Annotated in this window: 19 protein-coding genes and 1 tRNA gene; 3 read left to right on the top strand and 17 right to left on the bottom strand. The window is 68.1% G+C overall.

Translation table 11 applies throughout. The annotated features are described in order from the left end of the window. Nucleotides 1-2: 2 nt before the first annotated feature. The 3 genes from VNJ48_RS07345 to VNJ48_RS07335 are packed head-to-tail and all read right to left on the bottom strand — an operon-like array spanning nucleotide 3 to nucleotide 3,711. Nucleotides 3-1,361, bottom strand: a complete 1,359-nt coding sequence (locus tag VNJ48_RS07345) for a glutamine synthetase family protein (protein WP_325600605.1) — start codon at nucleotides 1,359-1,361, stop codon at nucleotides 3-5. A gap of 8 nt (nucleotides 1,362-1,369) precedes the next feature. Further along, nucleotides 1,370-2,104: a FadR/GntR family transcriptional regulator gene (locus tag VNJ48_RS07340; protein ID WP_325600604.1), complete on the bottom strand. Its 735-nt coding sequence runs from the start codon at nucleotides 2,102-2,104 to the stop codon at nucleotides 1,370-1,372. Nucleotides 2,105-2,115: 11 nt separating this feature from the next. Next, entirely contained in the window at nucleotides 2,116-3,711 is a 1,596-nt protein-coding gene (locus tag VNJ48_RS07335; protein WP_325600602.1) for an amino acid permease, read from the bottom strand. A 328-nt stretch (nucleotides 3,712-4,039) separates the two neighbouring features. On the opposite strand from VNJ48_RS07335, the gene VNJ48_RS07330 reads away from it, so the two are divergent. Next, on the top strand, nucleotides 4,040-7,288 hold the full coding sequence (locus VNJ48_RS07330; protein WP_325600600.1) for a S8 family serine peptidase: 3,249 nt from the start codon (nucleotides 4,040-4,042) through the stop codon (nucleotides 7,286-7,288). Nucleotides 7,289-7,418: 130 nt separating this feature from the next. Here VNJ48_RS07330 and VNJ48_RS07325 read toward each other — a convergent pair whose 3' ends face one another. The 12 genes from VNJ48_RS07325 to VNJ48_RS07270 all read right to left on the bottom strand — a co-directional run bounded on the left by VNJ48_RS07325 (nucleotide 7,419) and on the right by VNJ48_RS07270 (nucleotide 14,998). Continuing rightward, nucleotides 7,419-7,574 carry a hypothetical protein gene (locus VNJ48_RS07325; RefSeq protein ID WP_325600598.1) on the bottom strand — a complete coding sequence of 52 codons (156 nt, stop codon included), beginning with the start codon at nucleotides 7,572-7,574 and terminating at the stop codon, nucleotides 7,419-7,421. A gap of 133 nt (nucleotides 7,575-7,707) precedes the next feature. After that, nucleotides 7,708-7,783, bottom strand: a tRNA-Ala gene (locus VNJ48_RS07320). 43 nt (nucleotides 7,784-7,826) lie between these two features. Further along, the gene (locus VNJ48_RS07315) at nucleotides 7,827-8,480 is read right to left on the bottom strand and encodes a histidine phosphatase family protein (RefSeq protein ID WP_325600596.1); all 654 of its coding nucleotides are present in this window, start codon (nucleotides 8,478-8,480) and stop codon (nucleotides 7,827-7,829) included. Then, entirely contained in the window at nucleotides 8,477-8,857 is a 381-nt protein-coding gene (gene rsfS / locus VNJ48_RS07310) for a ribosome silencing factor (RefSeq protein WP_325600594.1), read from the bottom strand. The genes VNJ48_RS07315 and rsfS overlap by 4 nt, the downstream gene beginning before the upstream one ends. Continuing rightward, nucleotides 8,854-9,483, bottom strand: a complete 630-nt coding sequence (gene nadD / locus VNJ48_RS07305; protein ID WP_325600592.1) for a nicotinate-nucleotide adenylyltransferase — start codon at nucleotides 9,481-9,483, stop codon at nucleotides 8,854-8,856. The genes rsfS and nadD overlap by 4 nt, the downstream gene beginning before the upstream one ends. Nucleotides 9,484-9,487: 4 nt before the next feature. Then, nucleotides 9,488-9,637 (bottom strand): hypothetical protein, encoded by a 150-nt coding sequence (locus VNJ48_RS07300; RefSeq protein ID WP_325600590.1) that lies wholly within the window; start codon nucleotides 9,635-9,637, stop codon nucleotides 9,488-9,490. A 30-nt stretch (nucleotides 9,638-9,667) separates the two neighbouring features. Further along, nucleotides 9,668-10,921, bottom strand: coding sequence for a glutamate-5-semialdehyde dehydrogenase (locus VNJ48_RS07295; RefSeq protein ID WP_325600588.1), 1,254 nt, complete (start codon nucleotides 10,919-10,921; stop codon nucleotides 9,668-9,670). Between the two features lie 153 nt (nucleotides 10,922-11,074). Continuing rightward, nucleotides 11,075-12,055, bottom strand: a complete 981-nt coding sequence (locus tag VNJ48_RS07290) for an electron transfer flavoprotein subunit alpha/FixB family protein (RefSeq protein WP_325600586.1) — start codon at nucleotides 12,053-12,055, stop codon at nucleotides 11,075-11,077. A 13-nt stretch (nucleotides 12,056-12,068) separates the two neighbouring features. Further along, nucleotides 12,069-12,845 carry an electron transfer flavoprotein subunit beta/FixA family protein gene (locus VNJ48_RS07285; RefSeq protein WP_325600585.1) on the bottom strand — a complete coding sequence of 259 codons (777 nt, stop codon included), beginning with the start codon at nucleotides 12,843-12,845 and terminating at the stop codon, nucleotides 12,069-12,071. 216 nt (nucleotides 12,846-13,061) lie between these two features. Beyond that, nucleotides 13,062-13,775 carry an Ig-like domain-containing protein gene (locus VNJ48_RS07280; RefSeq protein WP_325600583.1) on the bottom strand — a complete coding sequence of 238 codons (714 nt, stop codon included), beginning with the start codon at nucleotides 13,773-13,775 and terminating at the stop codon, nucleotides 13,062-13,064. Nucleotides 13,776-13,808: 33 nt separating this feature from the next. Further along, a complete protein-coding gene (locus VNJ48_RS07275; RefSeq protein WP_325600581.1) occupies nucleotides 13,809-14,177 on the bottom strand; it encodes a hypothetical protein in 369 nt (122 codons plus the stop codon). A gap of 29 nt (nucleotides 14,178-14,206) precedes the next feature. After that, the gene (locus tag VNJ48_RS07270) at nucleotides 14,207-14,998 is read right to left on the bottom strand and encodes an enoyl-CoA hydratase/isomerase family protein (RefSeq protein WP_325600579.1); all 792 of its coding nucleotides are present in this window, start codon (nucleotides 14,996-14,998) and stop codon (nucleotides 14,207-14,209) included. 73 nt (nucleotides 14,999-15,071) lie between these two features. On the opposite strand from VNJ48_RS07270, the gene glgX reads away from it, so the two are divergent. Further along, nucleotides 15,072-17,240 (top strand): glycogen debranching protein GlgX, encoded by a 2,169-nt coding sequence (gene glgX, locus VNJ48_RS07265; RefSeq protein WP_325600577.1) that lies wholly within the window; start codon nucleotides 15,072-15,074, stop codon nucleotides 17,238-17,240. Beyond that, nucleotides 17,237-17,926 (top strand): ion channel, encoded by a 690-nt coding sequence (locus VNJ48_RS07260; protein ID WP_325600575.1) that lies wholly within the window; start codon nucleotides 17,237-17,239, stop codon nucleotides 17,924-17,926. The genes glgX and VNJ48_RS07260 overlap by 4 nt, the downstream gene beginning before the upstream one ends. Nucleotides 17,927-17,955: 29 nt before the next feature. On the opposite strand, the gene VNJ48_RS07255 is transcribed toward VNJ48_RS07260, so the two are convergent. Then, nucleotides 17,956-18,156, bottom strand: coding sequence for a sigma factor-like helix-turn-helix DNA-binding protein (locus VNJ48_RS07255; RefSeq protein WP_325600574.1), 201 nt, complete (start codon nucleotides 18,154-18,156; stop codon nucleotides 17,956-17,958). 32 nt (nucleotides 18,157-18,188) lie between these two features. Beyond that, a complete protein-coding gene (locus VNJ48_RS07250; RefSeq protein WP_325600573.1) occupies nucleotides 18,189-18,647 on the bottom strand; it encodes a GNAT family N-acetyltransferase in 459 nt (152 codons plus the stop codon). Nucleotides 18,648-18,660: the final 13 nt, after the last annotated feature.

Genomic DNA, 18,660 nt, shown 5'->3' with positions numbered 1-18,660 from the left:
GTCTACAGCCTCTCGAAGCCGCGGCGCAGCTCCCAGTCGGTGACGGCGGCGTCGAAGGCAGCGAGCTCGACGTCGGCCATGTTGGTGTAGTGGTCCACGACCTCACCGCCGAGCGCCTCCCTGGCGATGGCCGAGCCATCGAAGGCCTCCCTCGCCTCACGCAGGGTGGCCGGCACCTTCGGCAGCTCCGAGACGTAGGCGTTGCCCTCGAGTGCCGGACCGAGCTCCAGACCCTGCTCGATCCCGTGCAACCCGCCGGCGAGCATGGCGGCCAGGGCGAGGTAGGGATTGACGTCTCCGCCGGGCACGCGGTTCTCCATGCGGGCACTCGGTCCGCGCCCCACGAGCCGGACGGCACACGTGCGGTTGTCCTCTCCCCAGGCGATGGTCGTGGGGGCGAAGGAGCCGTCCGCAAATCGCTTGTAGGAGTTGATGTTGGGGGCATACAGCAAGGTGAAGTCGGGCATGGTGGCGAGGACGCCGGCGATGAACTGGTCGTACAGCTCAGTCCTGTGGTCGTCCTCCCAGAACACGATCGCGCCGTCTGCGCCGCGCAGGGACAGGTGGATGTGGCAGGAGTTGCCCTCGCGCTTGTCGTACTTCGCCATGAACGTCAGCGACTTGCCGTGCTGCGACGCGATCTCCTTGGCGACGGTCTTGTAGACCGCATGGTTGTCGGCCGAGACGAGCACCTCGTCGTAGAGGAAGCCGATCTCGTGCTGCCCGAAGTTGCACTCCCCCTTCGCCCCCTCGACGTTCAGACCTGCGGCGTACATCGTGTTGCGGATGTCACGCAGCAGCGGCTCGACCCTTGTCGTCCCGAGGATCGAGTAGTCGACGTTGTACTGGTTGACCGGCGTCAGGTCGCGATAGGCGGCGTCGTGTGCCTCCTCGTAGCTGTCCTCGAAGACGATGAACTCCAGCTCGGTCCCTGCGAGTGCCACGAACCCCTTCTCGGCGGCCCGCTCGAGCTGGCGCTTGAGGATGCTGCGCGGTGACTGCGCCACCGGTGAGTGGTCGGGCCACACGAGGTCGCACTGGACCATCGCGGTCGCGGGAAGGTGGGTGAGCAGGCGGATGGTCTCCAGGTCGAGGACGAACTCCATGTCGCCGTACCCGCGGTCCCACGAGGTGATCGCGTAGCCGCCGACGGTGTTCATGTCGACGTCGACGCCGAGGAGGTAGTTGCACCCCTCGGTGCCCTGCTCCAGGGCAACGTCGAGGAAGAACTGCCCGTGGAGCCGCTTGCCCTGCAGCCGGCCCTGCATGTCGGTGAAGGCCACGACGACGGTGTCGATCTCCCCGGCCTCGATGCGGCGCTTGAGGTCGTGGACCGTCAGGTGCCTGTCGTTGCGAGTCATGTGTTCCCCTATCCGAGAAGGCCGCGCAGCAGCGCGGCTGTGTCGTCGCAGTGCTGCTCCATCGCGCGTCTGGCTCGTGTCGGCTCCCCGTCGAGGATGGCCTTCACGATCGCGCGATGCTGCCGGCTGGAGTGCTCGATGTTGACGTCCAGCACCGGGATGGCCTGGAGCATGTCGTGCAGACAGGACTGGACCTCGGTGACGGACCTGATGGTCATCGGCGACCCTGTCACGGTGGCGATGGCCAGGTGCAGGCGCGAGTCCGCCTGACGGTGTACGGCGGAGTCGACTGCCTCGTCGACCGCAGCCAACGAGGTCGTCAGCAGCATCCGTTCGGACGCCGAGATGCCACGACTCGCCGCGACGTGGCAGGCCCCCGGCTCGACCACCCGGCGAAAGGTCAGGCAGTCGAGCAGCTGCTCCTTCCGATCGGCGAGTCCAGCCGACCCGTCCTCCACCGGGGCCTGCGGGCGGTAGGAGACCACCGTCCCACCGCCCCGGCCCCGCGTGGTGTGGACCATGTCCGCCTGCCTGAGGGCCGCGATCGCCTCCCGGAGAGTGGCCCGGGAGACCCCCATCCGCTCGGCGAGGTCGCGCTCGGTGGGCAGCACCGACCCGTTGGGGAAGACACCGAGCCGGATCGCTGTCGCCAGCTGCTCGACGCATCCCTCGAAGGCGTGGTGCCCCCGGACGGGACGCAGGACGACATCGCCCAGCTGATCCGAGGCTCGGGCAAGGTTCATGGCCGCACGACTCAGGGGACTTCAGCCGCGTCGATCGTGCGGATCGGGCCCTTGAACCACTTCTTGGCCGAGACCTCCCACCAGATGGTGATGGCGATCAGCACGCCGATCACCACGATCGGGGCGTAGTTGACGAACTTCCAGGAGAACAGCTCGTCACCGGGCAGGCCACCCCGATAGCTCGGCATCATCAGGAACAGGGACACGATCACGATCTCGGCGACGGCGAGGGGGTTCATCCACTTGTACTTCGCGCCGTTGTTCCACTCGCCCTTCTCGAAGTTGTCCCCGTGCTTCCACCGCAGGTAGATCGGGATCGCGAAGGAGAGGTAGAGACCTTGCACCGCGATCGAGGTGACCGCGAAGAACGCGATCGGCACGATGATCGGCGCGTCGGCCGTCCCGATGTTGACCTCGACGAGGGCCGGCAGGGTGATCAGCACGCTGATGGCCGCCACCAGCAGGACAGCGTTGGCCGGGACCCGGTTGGACGAGAGCTTGGACCACAGGTGCGAGCCGGGGACGGCACGGTCACGGCTGAAGGCGTAGGTCATGCGGGACGAGGACGTCATGCAGGCCACGGAGCAGAACAGTTGTCCGGCGGCCGAGATGAACAGCACCGTGCCGGTCCAGTTGGCCCCGAGGGCGGCGTCGAAGATCGGCAGGACGCCACCAGCGCCCAACGAGTTGTCCGGGTTCCCGTCGGCACCGTTCGGGACTGCGAAGACGATGGCCATGAGCAGGATGTAGCCGCCGATCGCGGAGTAGAGGATCGACTGCCAGATGCCCTTGGCTGCGTGCATGGACGCACCCTTGGTCTCCTCGCTCAGGTGGGCGCAGGCGTCGTAGCCGGTGATCGTGTATTGCGTGAGCAGGAAGCCGAACGGGATCACCGCGAAGAAGAAGATGAAGCTCGAGACGCTGCCGTCGGAGTAGCCGGAGTTGTTGACTCGCTCGGTGAAGGCGTAGTTGATGCTCTGGTGCTGGTCGGGGACGAACAGCAGGATCAGCACGATCGCCAGGACGCCTGCGACGTGCCACCAGACCGAGACGTTGTTCATGATCGCCATCAGGTGACCGCTGAAGATGTTGAGCACGGAAGCGATCCCCAGCACCACCAGGAAGATGATGAACACGCGGGTGAGCGAGTAGCCCTCCGCCCAGGAGCTCGAGAAGGCGCTGATGGTGAAGTCGATGAACGTGGCGCAACCGTAGGCCACACCCGCGGTGACGGCGATCAGCCCGATGAGGTTGAGCCAGCCCGTGTAGAACCCGGCGCGCGGACCACCCAGCTTGGCTGCCCACCAGTAGATGCCACCAGACGTCGGGTAGGCGGAGACCAGCTCGGACATCGTGAGCCCGATGACCAGGATCAACGCGCTGATGATCGGCCAGGACCACGAGATGGAGACCGGGCCGCCGTTGTTCCACGCCGCCGCGAAGTTGGTGAGACAGCCGGCGAGGATCGAGATGATGGAGAAGGAGATGGCAAAGTTCGAGAAGCCCGACCAGCTCCGGTCGAGGTCTTGGCTGTAGCCCATCTCCGCCAAGCGCTTGGTGTCTGGGTCTTCCATGTCCACGTGCCGGTCGCGCGATTCGGTGCTCATGACCTTGCCTCTCCCTGGTCGAAACTTGCGGCAAGTGTGATGTGGCACACCCGAACTGTCAATGGCATGACCTTAGACCTTTGGCAGCACGGTCCGGGAATGGCGATACCCGGCGCCCCCAGAGGGGACCACCGGCCTTGCGTGGACGCCACCGAGCCCGCGGCTGGGTCGAGAGGAAGTGCAGAAACCGGGCGACGATACGGAAAAGATGCTCGCGCTGGTGGTGCAATCGGGAAATCTGTTGTCCACTGTCCTTTGGCCAGCAAGTGTGAGGAGACTCATGCGCGCTGGCCCCATCTGTCATTCTCGGCGATCTAGGGGACCTACCTTGTTCGGACAACGTAATTGGGGCCGCGCGCGCATCTCGCTCGCGGCGCTCGCAACTGGCACCCTCCTGACCGGAGGCCTGGCCGCACCTGCTTCGGCCACACCTGACGAACCCGCACCGCCGAAGGCGGTGGACAAGGCCGACAAGCTCGGTTCCGAGGACACTGAGCTTCTTGCTGAGGCCGTCGCCGACGGCGACAAGACGGTCACCGTCATGTTCGTGGCCCAGAAGGGCTCCGCTGCGCAGGCGCGCAAGCAGGTCAGGGCCCTCGGTGGCTACGTCCGCTACTCGGCCGACAAGCTCGGCTACTTCAGCGCCGTCCTACCGACCGCCGCGGTCACCAAGGCCGCCGCGCTGGACGCGATCATCGCGGCTGACCTCGACCAGGTCATCCCGCTGCCGGACGTCGAGGTGAACGGCGCGGCCGGGGCGGCGGCTGCCGGTCCTGGCGCCACTACCCCGGACAACAACCCCTACATGCCCACCAACGAGACGGGCGCCATCGCTTTCCGTGCCGGCCACTCCACGTGGGACGGGCGCGGGATCACGATCGGCATCCTCGACTCGGGCATCGACCTGGCTCACCCGGCGCTGCAGAAGACCTCGACCGGCGAGCGCAAGATCACCGACACGTTCACCGCGACCGCACCCTCCGAGGGCGACGGCACCTGGCGCCCGATGGACACCACCGTCACGGCGGCCGACGGCACGTTCACGGCCCCCGCGATGGACACGTTCCCCGCAAGCACGTGGAAGTCCCCCAACGGGACCTTCAGGTTCAACCGCTTCTCGGAGGCGTCCACCAACGTCGCGGGTAGCGAGGTCGCCGGAGACGTCAACCGCGACGGCGACAAGACCGACATCTGGGGCATCCTCTATGACCCGGCGAGCAACGACATCATCATCGACGTCGACCAGGACCTGGACTTCACCGACGAGGAGGTGCGGCGGCCGTACTCGGAGAAGTTCCAGGTCGGCACCTTCGGCAGCGACAACCCCGCCACCGACGTGGTTGAGGCGATGCCCTTCGTCGTCGACTACAAGGAGGACGTCCCGCGCGCTGGAGGCCCCGTCGACTACGTCGACATCGGCATCGTCTCCGGAGCGCACGGTTCGCACGTCGCCGGCATCACTGCCGCCAACAACATGTTCGGCGGCGAGATGGACGGCGCCGCTCCCGGGGCCAACCTGGTCTCGGCCCGCGCCTGCTCCTTCGGTCCTGGCTGCACCGCCGCCGCGTTGACCGACGGCATGGCCGAGCTCGCTGCCAAGCGTGGCGTCGACATCATCAACATGTCGATCGGCGGGCTACCCGCGCTCAACGACGGCAACAACGCCCGCGCCGAGCTCTACAACCGGATCATCAACGACCTCGGTGTCCAGATCGTGATCTCGGCCGGCAACTCCGGCAACGCCTTGAACACCATCGGTGACCCGTCGGTGGCCACTGACGTCGTCAGCGTCGGCGCCCAGATCTCCAAGGCGACCTGGAAGGCCAACTACGGCTCCGATGTCCGCTACGAGTCCGGCATGCTGACCTTCTCCTCCGGTGGCCCCCGTGAGGACGGCGGCTTCAAGCCCAACATCACGGCTCCCGGCTCGGCGATCTCCACGACGCCGACCTGGCAGCCGGGCATCGCTGTCGCCGAAGCGGGCTACTCCCTCCCGGCCGGTTACGCGATGTTCAACGGCACCTCGATGGCCTCCCCGCAGGCGGCGGGCGCGATGGCACTCCTGCTGTCCGCCGGCAAGCAGGAAGGCCTGGCCACCAGCAACGCCGCAGCACTGCGTCAGGCCGTCTACTCCACGTCCGTCTACAACCCGGGCGTCCCGGCGTTCCTCCAGGGTCACGGCCAGATCAACATCCCGGCTGCCTGGACGCTGTTCCGTCAGAGCCTGACGCCCGACACGTTCACGTCGTCCGCGCCGGTCTGCACCGAGATCTGGAAGATCCTCGGCAGGACCACCGGGACGGGCATCTACAACCGCTGCGCCGCGGATGCCGGTGGCCAGGCTGCCGGGTCCACCCGCACCTACCCGGTCACCATCACCCGCACCTCGGGCAAGGCGAAGTCGGGCACCTACGCCCTCAGCCTTCGTGGCAACGACGGTACGTTCTCGCTGGGCCAGACCTCGGTCAGCCTGCCGTTGAACAAGCCGGTCGTCGTCCCGGTCACCGCCACGCCCTCGGAAGGGGCGCACACCGCGATCCTGCGGGTGGACGACCCCAAGACCAAGGGCCTCGACTTCTCCGTGATGAACGCGGTCGTGGCGGCTGCCGAGCTCAAGGCCCCCACGTACGGCTTCAGCACGTCCGGAGTCTCCTACCGCAACGAGACCCAGCGCTTCTACGTCAACGTGCCCACCGGCACCAAGGCGCTGCAGGTCAAGCTGACCGGCCTCGCCGCCGGTAGCCAGACCCGGTTCCTGGCCTTCCACCCCTTCGGTCAGGGAGTGGACTCGACCGCCAGCACCGCTTGCTACTCCAACTTCAGCAACGTCACCGCGTGCAACCCATCCTCCCGTTCCTATGCCAACCCGCAGCCCGGCATCTGGGAGATCCTCGTGGAGTCGCGTCGTACATCGCCGCTCCTGGAGAACCCGTTCACGCTGGACGCCTCGCTGCTGGGCGTCACGATCAATCCAACGTCCCAGATCCTGGAGACCGTGCAGAAGGGTGTCGCCACCCCCGTCAAGTGGGACGTGACCAACGACTTCGGTCTGGTCACGGCCTCCGCCAAGGGCGGGCCTCTCGGCTCGGAGAAGTCGAGCACGGAGAGCATCGGCCACCTCATCAACAAGACCTACACGGTCGAGGTGCCGACCGGTGCGTCGAGGCTGGACGTGCAGATCGGCAACACGAGCGACACCGGAGCTGACCTCGACCTCACGGTCAAGGGCCCCAGCGGGACGAAGTCGTCGGCAGACGGCGACTCCGAGGAGGCGGTCAGCTACGTCAACCCGACCGCGGGGACCTACACCGTGACAGTGGAAGGCTATGACGTGCCGGCAGGTACGACGACGTTCGACTACCGCGACGTCTTCTACGCCGGCGCTCTCGGCAGCCTGTCGGTCGACTCCACGCCGTTCACGCTGGCCAATGGTGCGACCCACACGGTCACCGGCACCGTCACAGCCAACCAGTCGGCGGCCGCGGGCCGCTCGCTGGTCGGCGCGATGAACGTCACCAGCGACAGTGGCGCCCTGCTGGGCACCGGCAAGGTGACGATCAAGACCGTCACCGAGTAGGCCGCACACGCGACAGGGCCCCGTCAGACACCGGTCTGGCGGGGCCCTTCGTCGTCCCTGACCCGACCAGCCACCGCCTGGGTGGCGCGGCTCGTACTTGGGCGCGCGGACCGCGTCCTGTGGCCGACGGTCAGCCCTTCTCACCGTCCTTGCCGTTCTTCTCATCGTTGTCGATGTCGCCGGGGGTGTCCCTCTCCTGCTTGTCCGAGCAGGCCGTGGCGGTCGTCGCCACAGTGAGGGCGAGGAGTCCGGCGGCGATGGCGTGGCTGATCTTGCGAGTCTTCATGGGTGGTTTCCTCTCGTGGGGAAACCAACACACCATGCAGCGCGCTCGGTGCCAACACCCCTAGGGTGCCGAGATGGCCGACGGCTGACCCGAGGACTCTGCGGCACGTACGGCAGATCGCCGTGTTCAGTGATGGTGGAGGTGAGGGGACTCGAACCCCTGACCCTCTGCATGCCATGCAGATGCGCTACCAGCTGCGCCACACCCCCATCGGGGCTGACCGACACCGTCGATCAGACAACTCGCGGAATCCTAGCCAACGGCTCCCGCAGAAGTGAAATCGGGTGCCACTCGGTTGTACGCCGTCAGCCGGGGCGCGCGATCGATGGCGCTGTCGTCCACCACTGCCCAGGCGCAGTTGTCGAGTGCGCGCAGCGTCAGCGCCGCCGACCGGTCCCAGCCGAGCAGTGCGACCAGCGCCACCCTGAGCGCTGCGCCGTGCCCGACGACGACGCCGGTCTCCCCCGGCGCGACGGCTGCCATCGCACCCCGCAGCGCCGGCAGCATGCGCGCCAGCACGGCAGCGGTCGACTCGGCACCGGGCACGGCGTCGGCGCTCTGGCCGGGCCCGCCGTCGGCAACCCACCGCGCGTGCTCGGACGGGAAGGCCGCCGCGAACTCAGGGATGGTCAGGCCCGAGCGCTCCCCCATGTCGTACTCCCTCAGACTCGGGTCGCGCACGACCGCCAGCCCGCGGGCAGCCGCGATGACCTCGGCGGTCTCAGCGGCTCGCGCGAGGTCGGAGGACCAGACGAAGGACGGTCGGAGCGCCGCGATGACCGGCGCGACAGCAGCCGCCTGGGCGCGACCGATCGCGTCGAGCGGCACGTCCGTGTGCCCTTGGGCACGACCTTCGGCGTTCCAGGCGGTCCGACCGTGACGGAGCAGGACCAGGGTGCGGGTCACGCGTCTGCGGCGGGCGGTCCCGGCTGTGGCACCGCGATGGAGGGGCAGTCGCGCCAGAGCCGCTCGAGGGCGTAGAACTGCCGCTCCTCCTCGTGCTGGACGTGCACGACGATCTCGCCGTAGTCGAGGAGCACCCAGCGACCCTCCCGGTGGCCTTCGCGGCGGATCGGCTTGGCGCCGGCCTCGCGCAGCTTGTCCTCGACCTCGTCGACGATGGCCTTGACCTGGCGCTCGTTGGTGGCGGAGGCCAGCACGAACGCGTCGGTGATCGCGAGCTGCTCGCTGACGTCGAAGGCGATGACCTGCTGGGCCAGCTTGTCGACGGCCGCCTCCGCGGCAACCTGGACGAGCTCGATGGCGTGGTCGGTGGCGGTCATTGTGCATCCCTGCTGTTGGTGTCAGAAGTCGGTGAGGCGTAGAGATCGTGCTTGGCGATGTATTGCACGACGCCGTCCGGCACGAGGTACCAGACGGGCTCGCCGCGACGCTTGCGGTCGCGGCAATCGGTGGACGAGATCGCCAGTGCGGGGATCTCGACCATGGTCACGCGATCCGAGGGGATCGCATCGAGGGTCGACTTGTCCATTTCGTAGCCCGGACGAGTGCACCCGACGAACTGGGCGAGCTCGAACAGCTCATCGGCGTCACGCCAGGTGAAGATCTCCGCGAGCGCGTCGGCGCCGGTGATGAAGTAGAGCTCCGCATCGGGCATCTGCGCGTGCAGGTCGCGGAGCGTGTCGATGGTGTACGTGGGTCCGTCGCGGTCGATGTCCACCCGGGAGACACGGAAGCGGGGGTTGGCGGCAGTCGCGACGACGGTCATCAGGTAGCGGTGCTCGGCCGGTGACACGTCGCGGTCGGCCTTCTGCCACGGTGCGCCCGTGGGCACGAAGACGACCTCGTCGAGGCCGAACCACGCCTGGACCTCGGAGGCAGCCACCAGGTGCCCGTGGTGGATGGGGTCGAAGGTGCCACCCATCACGCCCACACGACGAGGAGTCACGCGCTTAACTGTGCTCGCGCCCGCCGCCGAAGGTGACCAGGGCCAGCAGCAGCCCGAGCAGGATCGCCAGGGCGATGCCACCGACGGCGTAGGGGTGGATGGCCGGCTCGCCGTGGGACTCGGCGGCGACGATGATCAGGGCGCTCAGCGACATGGGCGGCATCCTATCGGCCGGGATGCGGGCCTAACGAATGTGCCCGTCGCCGACGACGACGTACTTGGTGGACGTCATCTCCTGCAGGCCCATCGGCCCCCGGGCGTGCAGCTTCTGGGTGCTGATCCCGATCTCGGCACCGAAGCCGAACTCGCCCCCGTCGGTGAACCGGGTCGAGGCGTTGACCAGCACGGCCGCAGAGTCGACCGCGGCGACGAAGCGTCGGATGGTGGCCTGGTCGCGCGCCACGATGGCGTCGCTGTGGCCGCTGGAGTAGGTGCGGATGTGCTCGACCGCAGCCTCGACGTCCAGCACCACCGCGGCGGAGATGTCGAGGGAGAGGTATTCGGTGCCGAAGTCCTCGTCAGTCGCCTCCACCACCCCGTCGTACGCGCTGAACCGTTCGTCCCCGTGGATGGTCACGTCCTGCGCGTGGAGTGCGGCGACGACCCGCGGCAGGAAGTCGTCGGCGACGGCTTCGTGGACGAGCAGCGACTCAGCCGCGTTGCACACGCTGGTGCGGTGGGTCTTGGCGTTGACCACGATCGCGAGCGCCTGGTCGAGATCGGCCGACGCGTCGACGTACACATGACAGTTGCCGACCCCGGTCTCGATCACCGGGACGGACGCCTCCTCGACGACGCTCTGGATCAGCCCGGCTCCTCCGCGGGGGATGAGCACGTCCACGAGGCCACGGGCCCGCATCAGCGCCTTGACCGACTCGCGCGAGTCACCAGGCACCATCTGGACCGCGTCCTGCGGGAGGCCCGAGGCGACGAGCGCCGATCTCAGCGCGGTCACGATGGCCGCGTTGCTCGAGCGCGCGCTCGACGAACCGCGGAGCAGGACTGCGTTGCCCGACTTCAGGCAGATCCCCGCGGCGTCCGCAGTGACGTTGGGACGCGCCTCGTAGATCATCGCGACCACCCCGAAGGGCACCCGGAGCTGACGGAGCTCGAGCCCGTTGGCCAGGACCGACCCTCGCACCACCTCGCCGACCGGATCGGGCAGCCCGGCCACGTCACGCAACCCATCCGCCATCGCCGCGAGACGCTCGTCGGTCAGGCGCAGGCGATCGACGATGTTGCTGGCGGTGCCGTGGTCCTCGGCACGCGTCACGTCCTCGGCGTTGGCCGCCAGGATCGACGACGACGCCCCCAGCAACGCGTCGGCCATGCCGTGCAGGGCCGCGTCCTTGGCGGCGCGGGTCGCGAGCGCGAGGTCGTGGCTGGCGATCCGTCCCCGGGACGCGACCTCGCGCACCGCGTCGGCTTCGTTGGTCATGCGTGCCAGCGTAGGTCTGCGGCCCTCGGTGCCCGGCGACATCTCACTCCAGGACAGAGGTCGAGTCTCATGTGGGGGAAGATCGCGCTTGCCCGGCCATGACGAACGCCCCCCACCGCGGGTGGGGGGCGTTCGGCGTACGAGCTGGGCAGTTCAGGCCTTGCGCTTGGTGATCTCCTCGGTCGCGGCCGGGAGGACCGAGTGCAGGTCACCCACCACACCGAAGTCGACGAGCTCGAAGATGGGGGCCTCGTTGTCCTTGTTGACGGCCACGATCGTCTTCGAGGTCTGCATGCCTGCGCGGTGCTGGATCGCACCGGAGATGCCGCTGGCGACATAGAGCTGCGGCGAGACCGTCTTGCCGGTCTGGCCGACCTGGTAGGAGTGCGGCATCCAGCCGGAGTCCACCGCGGCACGCGAGGCGCCGACAGCGGCGCCCAGCGAGTCGGCGAACTTCTCGATCGGCTCGAAGTTGCCACCGGTGCCGCGACCACCGGAGACCACGATGGCGGCCTCGGTCAGCTCGGGGCGACCGGTCGCCTGGCGCGGCTGGGACGCGATGATCTGGGTCGACCGGGCGGCCTCGGAGATGGTCGGGGTGAACGCCTCCACCGTGCCGGCGCCGGCGGTCTCCTCAGGTGCGGCCGAGTTGGGCTTGACCGTGATGATCGGGGTGCCCTTGGTGACCGTGGCGGTGACGGTGTAGCTGCCGGCGAAGACCGACTGGGTGGTGACCGGCTCTCCGCCCTCGCCCGCCTCGACGTCGACCGCGTCGGTGATGAGGCCGGACTCGATCTTGATGGCCAGGCGCGCCGCGATCTCCTTGCCCTCGAACGTCGAGGAGAAGAGGATCGCGGACGGGGCAACGGACTTCTCGACCAGTTGCGACACAAGCTGCTGGAGGGCCTCGGCCTTCGGGGCCACGAGGTAGCCCTTCAGCTCAGCGTCGTCGATGACGTAGACCTTCTCCGCACCGTAGGCCTTGACCTTCTCGACCGCCCCGTCGGCCTTGTCGGCCGCACCGAAGAACACCGCCGAGGGCTCGCCGAGCCGGCGCGCGATGGTGAGGAGCTCGTAGGTCGGCTTCTTGACCTCGCCGTCGACGTGGTCGATGACAACCAGAACTTCAGACATGACCGATGCTCCCTTAGATGAACTTCTTGGATGCGAGGAACCCGGCGAGCGCGACCGCGCCCGAGCCGTCCTCGTCGGTGACGATCTCGCCGGCGGTGCGCGGCGGGCGGGGGGTGGTGTCCGCGACCTGGGACCAGGCAACGGACAGCCCGACCTGGTCGGGCTCGATGCCGAGGTCGGCCAGGGACAACGTCTCCATCGGCTTCTTCTTCGCCGCCATGATGCCCTTGAACGAGGGGTAGCGGGCCTCGCCGGTCTGGTCGGTCACCGAGAGCACGATCGGCATCGTCGCGCCGATGACCTCGGTCGAGCCCTCGTTGTCGCGCTTGATCCGGACCTGGTCGCCCTGGGTCTCCACCACGGAGGCGAGCGTCACCTGGGGCAGGCTCAGCCGCTCGGCCAGCATGGCGGGCACGACACTGCCCGAGGCGTCGGTGGAGGCCATGCCACAGACGATGAGGTCGGCGGGACCGTTGTCCGCACCGATCTTCTCGATCGCCTTCGCCAGCACCAGCGACGTCGCGATGTAGTCGGAGCCGGCGATGGCGTCGTCCAGGACGTGGACGGCCCGGTCAGCGCCCATCTGCAGTGCCTTGCGGACCGCGTCGACAGCCTTCTCGGGACCGACGCACAGCGCGGTCACCGTGACCTCCTCGTCGGCGCGCTTCTCCCTGAGCTGCAGCGCCTGCTCGATGGCGTATTCGTCGAGCTCGGACAGCAGCCCGTCCACGCCGACACGGTCCACGGTGTTGTCCGCCTCGAACTGCCGGTCGGCAGTGGCGTCAGGCACATATTTCACACAGACGACAATGTTCATGGTGTTGGCCTCGCGGCCCCTCCTGTGGTGGTGATCGGCGAGCGCTCCGGGCGCACGTCGATCCTAGGATGTGTGCTGGCGAGGCTACCTTTCGGTAACCGCGTCGGGAACAGATCCCGCGGTGGGGTTGCTCACAGCGAACCGCCCCGGACCAGTGCTCCGGGGCGGCTGTCGAGCTGGAGACGAGCGTCAGCGGGACACCCAGAACCTCTTGGCCACCGTCGACCTGCGGTGGTTGGCGTCGCCGAGATACGTGACGACGGCCCGGTAGCGGCCGCGCTCGAGCAGGCCGAGGTCGAAGCCGCGCGAGCCCTTGCCGAGCCGGCCCCGCCTCGTCTCGAGGATCTCGGACTGCCCGGCCCTGCGCAGGACGAGCTTGACCTTGCCCGACGGCACGGTCCGGTGGAAGCCGATGACCTTGACGGTGGCGCTGGTCTCTTCCCCCAGCTGCTTGCCGATGATCCGAAGCCGCGTGGTCGTGTCGGCCTTCACGACCGTGAAGCTCGACGGCGCGGCCGAGCTGCCCTGGTAGTTGACGGGGTCACTGGGCGTGAAGGTCGCGCCGACGGTCTGGACGCCCACGTCGGACGGCTTGACCTCCAGCTTCGCGATGCCGCCGACGACGGACACCTTGGTGGAGACCCCGTCGACCACGAACGTCACCTCACCGGCAGGAGCGCCGCTGGTGGTGGTGACCTGCGCGGTGGCCTCCACCGAGGCACCGAACTCGATCGTGGTGGGCGACACCGTCAGCGTCGTGCTCGACTGCGCCGCGCGAGCAGCGCTGACCGCGGCGGCACCGGCCGTGCTGGCCTGCGCGGGAGCGGCTGCGAGGCCGCCGCCGGTCAGGACAGCAGCAAGAGCGGTGGCGAGAAGGTTCTTCGTGCGTACGGATGCAGTCATGTGCGTTCCTCCAGAGAAAGGACGTGCAGATGGTCAGGGTCGGATGATGCGATCCAGGATGCGCCCGACGATCAGCCAGACGACGGCAGCCAGCCCCCAGTTGACCAGGGCGTTCTTGATGATTGCGTTGTCGCCGGTGAACTTGAGGACACCGTCGTTGCGATCGAACACGCCCAGGTCCACGAAGCTGGCCGTCTCCTTGATGAACTGCACCAGCGTGTTGTCGCCGTTGGCCTTGAGCGCGACCAGCAGGGCGCCGAGGGCCAGCACGAGCGCGCACAGCACGCAGATCAGCCACACCACCTGAGCGATCCGGGCACGCACGGCCGAGGCTGCGGCCGCTGCCTTGGCCTTGCCGTTGCCGGTTTCCTTGCGGTCGGTGGTCGTCTTTTCCTTGGCCACTGCGGGTCCTTCCGGTTGGTGTGCTGGCGTTACCGTGCCACGAACGTCGCCTGGCCCGGCCCGTTCTCAACGAACGAACGCATGCCGATGGCACGGTCCTCGGTGGCAAAGATTGCTGCGAACTGCATTCGCTCCATCTCGAGTCCGGTGTCGATGTCGACCTCGAGCCCCCTGTCGATGCATTCCTTCGCCGCCCGGATGGCCAGGCTCGCGGCAGTGGTGAACTGCCCGGCCCAGGCCAGCGCTGCGGCGTACACCTCATCGGCAGGCACGACCTTGTCGACCAGACCGAGCGACAACGCCTCGTCCGCCTTGACGAACCTGCCGGTGAAGACGAGGTCCTTGGCCTTGCTCGGTCCGATGAGGCGCGAGAGGCGCTGGGTGCCTCCGGCGCCCGGGATGATCCCGAGCAGCACCTCGGGCTGGCCGAACGTGCTGTCCTCGGCGGCGATGCGGATGTCCGCAGCCAGCGCGAGCTCGCAGCCCCCACCCAGCGCGTAGCCGCGCACGGCTGCGACCACGGGCTTGGGGATGCGCGCGATGGCCGTCACGGCAGCCTGCACCGAGGCGGAGACCTTCACCATCTCGGCATAGGAGAGATCGGCCATCTCCTTGACGTCGTTGCCCGCCGCGAAGACCCGCTCCCCGCCGTAGAGCACGACGGCCTTGACGTCGTCACGCTCGGTCGCCTCGGCTGCGGCAGCCGTGAGACCGGCTTGTACGGCGAAGCTGATCGCGTTCATCTTCGGCCGGTCCAGCCGGATGGTCGCGATGCCGTCGGACACCTCGAGGCGGACGACGTCCTCATGCTGCTGGCTCATGTGAGCATTCATAGCGTCAGTCCGCGCGCGAGTCCATGGCGGGGGCCGCGCAGACGGAAGGGACAATGCCCGAGTGACACCTGGGATGTGGGACCACAAGGGCGAGACCACCATGGTCTGGCCGGGACGCAACTGGCCGCTGGGCGCAGCCTGGACGGCCGAGGCGACCAACTTCGCCGTCTACGCGCCCCGTGCGACCGGGGCCTGGGTGTGCCTCTTCGGCGACGACGGGACCGAGCGCGAGGTCCCCCTCACCGAGCACTCCCTCGGGGTGTGGCACTGCGCCGTCCCGGGGCTGGCGCCCGAGACGTTGTACGGCTTCCGCGTCGACGGCCCCTGGGACCCGGCCAACGGCCTCCGCTTCAACCGGAGCAAGCTCCTGCTCGACCCCTACGGCCAGGCATTCTCCGGCTCCCTGACACCCGACCCGGCGATCTTCGGCCACGTGGTGGGTCATCCAGACCTTCGCAGCGACCTCGACTCGGCGCCCTTCGTCCCTCGCAGTGTCGTCGTCGCCGACGACTTCGACTGGGGCGACGACGCCCCCATGCGGAGGCTCTGGCGCGACACGGTCATCTACGAGCTGCACGTGAAGGGGATGACCCAGCTGCACGACCGCGTGCCCTCCGAGCTCCGCGGGACCTACGCGGGCCTCGCCACTCCCGCCATCACCGACTACCTCCGTGAGCTCGGCGTGACCGCCGTCGAGCTGCTGCCGGTCCACCAGTTCGTCTCCGAGACAGCCCTGGCCGAGCGGGGCCTCGCCAACTACTGGGGCTACACCTCCATCGGCTTCTTCGCCCCCCACAACGCCTACTCGTCCTCGGGCGACCGCGGTGGCCAGGTGCGTGAGTTCAAGGAGATGGTCAAGGCGCTGCACGAGGCCGGCCTCGAGGTCATCCTCGACGTGGTCTACAACCACACCGCCGAGGCGGAGCCGCTGGGCCCCACCCTGTCGTTCCGGGGCCTGGACGACCTCGGCTACTACCAGCGCGCGCGCCCCGACTCCCCTGACGGGAGGCTCGCCGGCCCGCCGCCGGACCACTACTGGGACGTCACGGGCTGCGGCAACACCGTCGACGCCTCGCACACCCAGACCCTGCGCCTGATCCTCGACTCATTGCGCTACTGGGTGAGCGAGATGCACGTCGACGGGTTCCGCTTCGACCTCCTGAGCGCGCTCACCCGCACCGCCCAGCGGGTCGACATGAACAGCGCGCTGCTCATGGCCATCGGCCAGGACCCCGTCCTTCGCCACGTGAAGCTGATCTCGGAGCCGTGGGACGCCTCGATGGACGGCTACCGCGTCGGTGAGTTCCCACCGCCGTGGGTGGAGTGGAACGACCAGTACCGCGACACCATGCGCGACTTCTGGCGCGGGCGCACAGCCGGGGTGCGGACCGTCGCGACCCGGTTGGCGGGATCGAGCGACCTGTACGCCGACGACGGCCGTTCGCCGTACGCCTCGGTCAACTACGTCACGGCCCACGACGGCTTCACCCTGCGCGACCTCGTGTCCTACGACGAGAAGCACAACGAGGCCAACGGCGAGCACAACCGCGACGGGACCGACGACAACCGGTCGTGGAACTGTGGTGTCGAGGGCGAGACCGACGATCCGGCGATCGTCTCGTTGCGGCGCCGACAGGCGGCCAACCTGATGGCGTCGCTGTGCCTGTCCAACGGCGTGCCGATGCTGACGGCCGGGGACGAGCGCGGCCGAACCCAGGGCGGCAACAACAATGCCTACGGCCAGGACAACGAGATCTCCTGGATCGACTGGCGAGCCGACGACGCCTGGCTCGACGTCTATGAGGTCACCAGGACCGCGCTGCGCATCAGGCGCGACCACCCGGCGCTGCGCCAGCGGCACTGGTTCGAGGGGAGGCCCACCATCCGGGGCGGGCCCAAGGACGTGGCGTGGCTGCATCCCACAGGACGCGAGATGACGGCGGCCGACTGGCACGACAACGCCCTGGCGTGCTTCGGCATGTTCGTCTCGGGCGATCCGCTGCGCTCGCCCGGCCCGCGAGGCGAGCAGCTGCGCGACGCATCGTTCACCATCTGGCTCAATGCGTCCGGACACGACGTCGAGGTCACACCGCCGATGAACGACTGGGTGCAGTCGGGAGAGATCGTGCTCTCGACCGATCCGGCCAACCCGGTGGGGACACCGGTCGTCGCGGGGGGCACCATGTGCCAGCAGGCTCGATCCGTCATCGTGATGCGGGAGGTCAAATGAACTGGCGCAGCATCCCGGTCATCAAGCACCCATGCGCCGACCTCCTCATCATCCAGCTGGTGGGGATCCTGATCTACCCCTTCCTCGGCGAGCAGCCGCTGGGCCGCGCCGTCTTCTCGACCCTTGCGCTGCTCGTGCTGCTGTTGGCCGTCATGGCGGTGCGGATGACCCCGGCGCTGACCTGGATCTCCGGCATCCTCGGGCTCCCGGTGGTGGTGCTGTCGATCTGGGAGGCGGTCGCCCCCGGCACTGAGTCGGTGGTGCTGTGGTCCTCGGTCTTCCACGCCGTCTTCTACTTCTACACCGCCTATGCCCTGCTGCGTTACATGTTCGCCGACCATGTCGTCACGACCGACGAGCTCTATGCCACCGGGGCGACCTTCACCGTGGTGGCGTGGGGCTTCGCCTACGCCTACGTCGCCGTCGACATCATCTGGCCCGACTCCTTCTCGGTCGTCGGCGACCCACTGACCGCCAAGGCGTGGTTCGAGATGTTGTATCTCTCGGTCACCACGATGACGAGCCTGGGCCTCTCCGACATCGTGCCGGTCCGCCCCAACGCGCGTTCGTTCGTGATGCTCGAGCAGATCGCCGGGATGCTCTACATCGCCCTCGTCGTGGCCCGGATGATCGCGCTCACGGTTGATCGCACGGCTACGCGCCGCGACAGCACCGAGCGGGGCTGACCCGCCCTTCGCCGCATGCAGGCAGGGACTCAGCCGACCTTGCGGTACTTGCGGTGCATCGTCTGCTTGGTGACGCCCAGCAAGGTGCCGATCTCCGCCCAGCTGAAGCCAGCCACGCGGGCACGGCGTACGGCGACCTCTTCCCGACGCGACAGGTGCTGCCGTGCCTCCCGGACTGCTGCGAGCTCGGATAGCGGGTCGAAGCTGTCGGCGTCCAACGAAGTCTCCATGTCGTCAGCATGTGCTGACGATGCCTCGTACGTCAAGCCGACGGGCCGGACTCCTGCTGCGGCGCCATGTCGTAGGTGACCCATGGCTGCGCCTCGGCCACCTGGTCGTACAAGCCGCGCGCGACCTGGTTGTCCGCAGCGGTGATCCAAGTGACCACGCCCCACCCCCGCTCCGCGGCAAGCGAGCGAAGGTGCTGGAGCATCCGTGAGCCCACCCCGCCCCCGCGCTGGGTCGGGTCCACGAAGAGGTCGTCCAGGAAGCCGGCCGTGTCCCCTTCGAGCGGCCGGGCGAACGCCCGGACATGGGCCAGCCCGACCACGACCCCGTCCAGCTCGGCGACGAAACACTCGAGGCCGCCCTCGACGACCAGCCTGTGCCAGAGGTGGTCGAGGTCCGGCGCAGGCACCTCGTAGAACGCGCAGTAGCCGCGGTAGAGCTCCGTCCACCGCTCGCGATCGTGCTCCCCCACCGGTCTGACGACGACTGCCACAAGCCATGTGTAT

Source organism: Nocardioides sp. (genome assembly GCF_035576065.1).
Classification (GTDB): domain Bacteria; phylum Actinomycetota; class Actinomycetes; order Propionibacteriales; family Nocardioidaceae; genus Nocardioides.
This window is presented reverse-complemented; position numbering and strand designations above follow the sequence as displayed.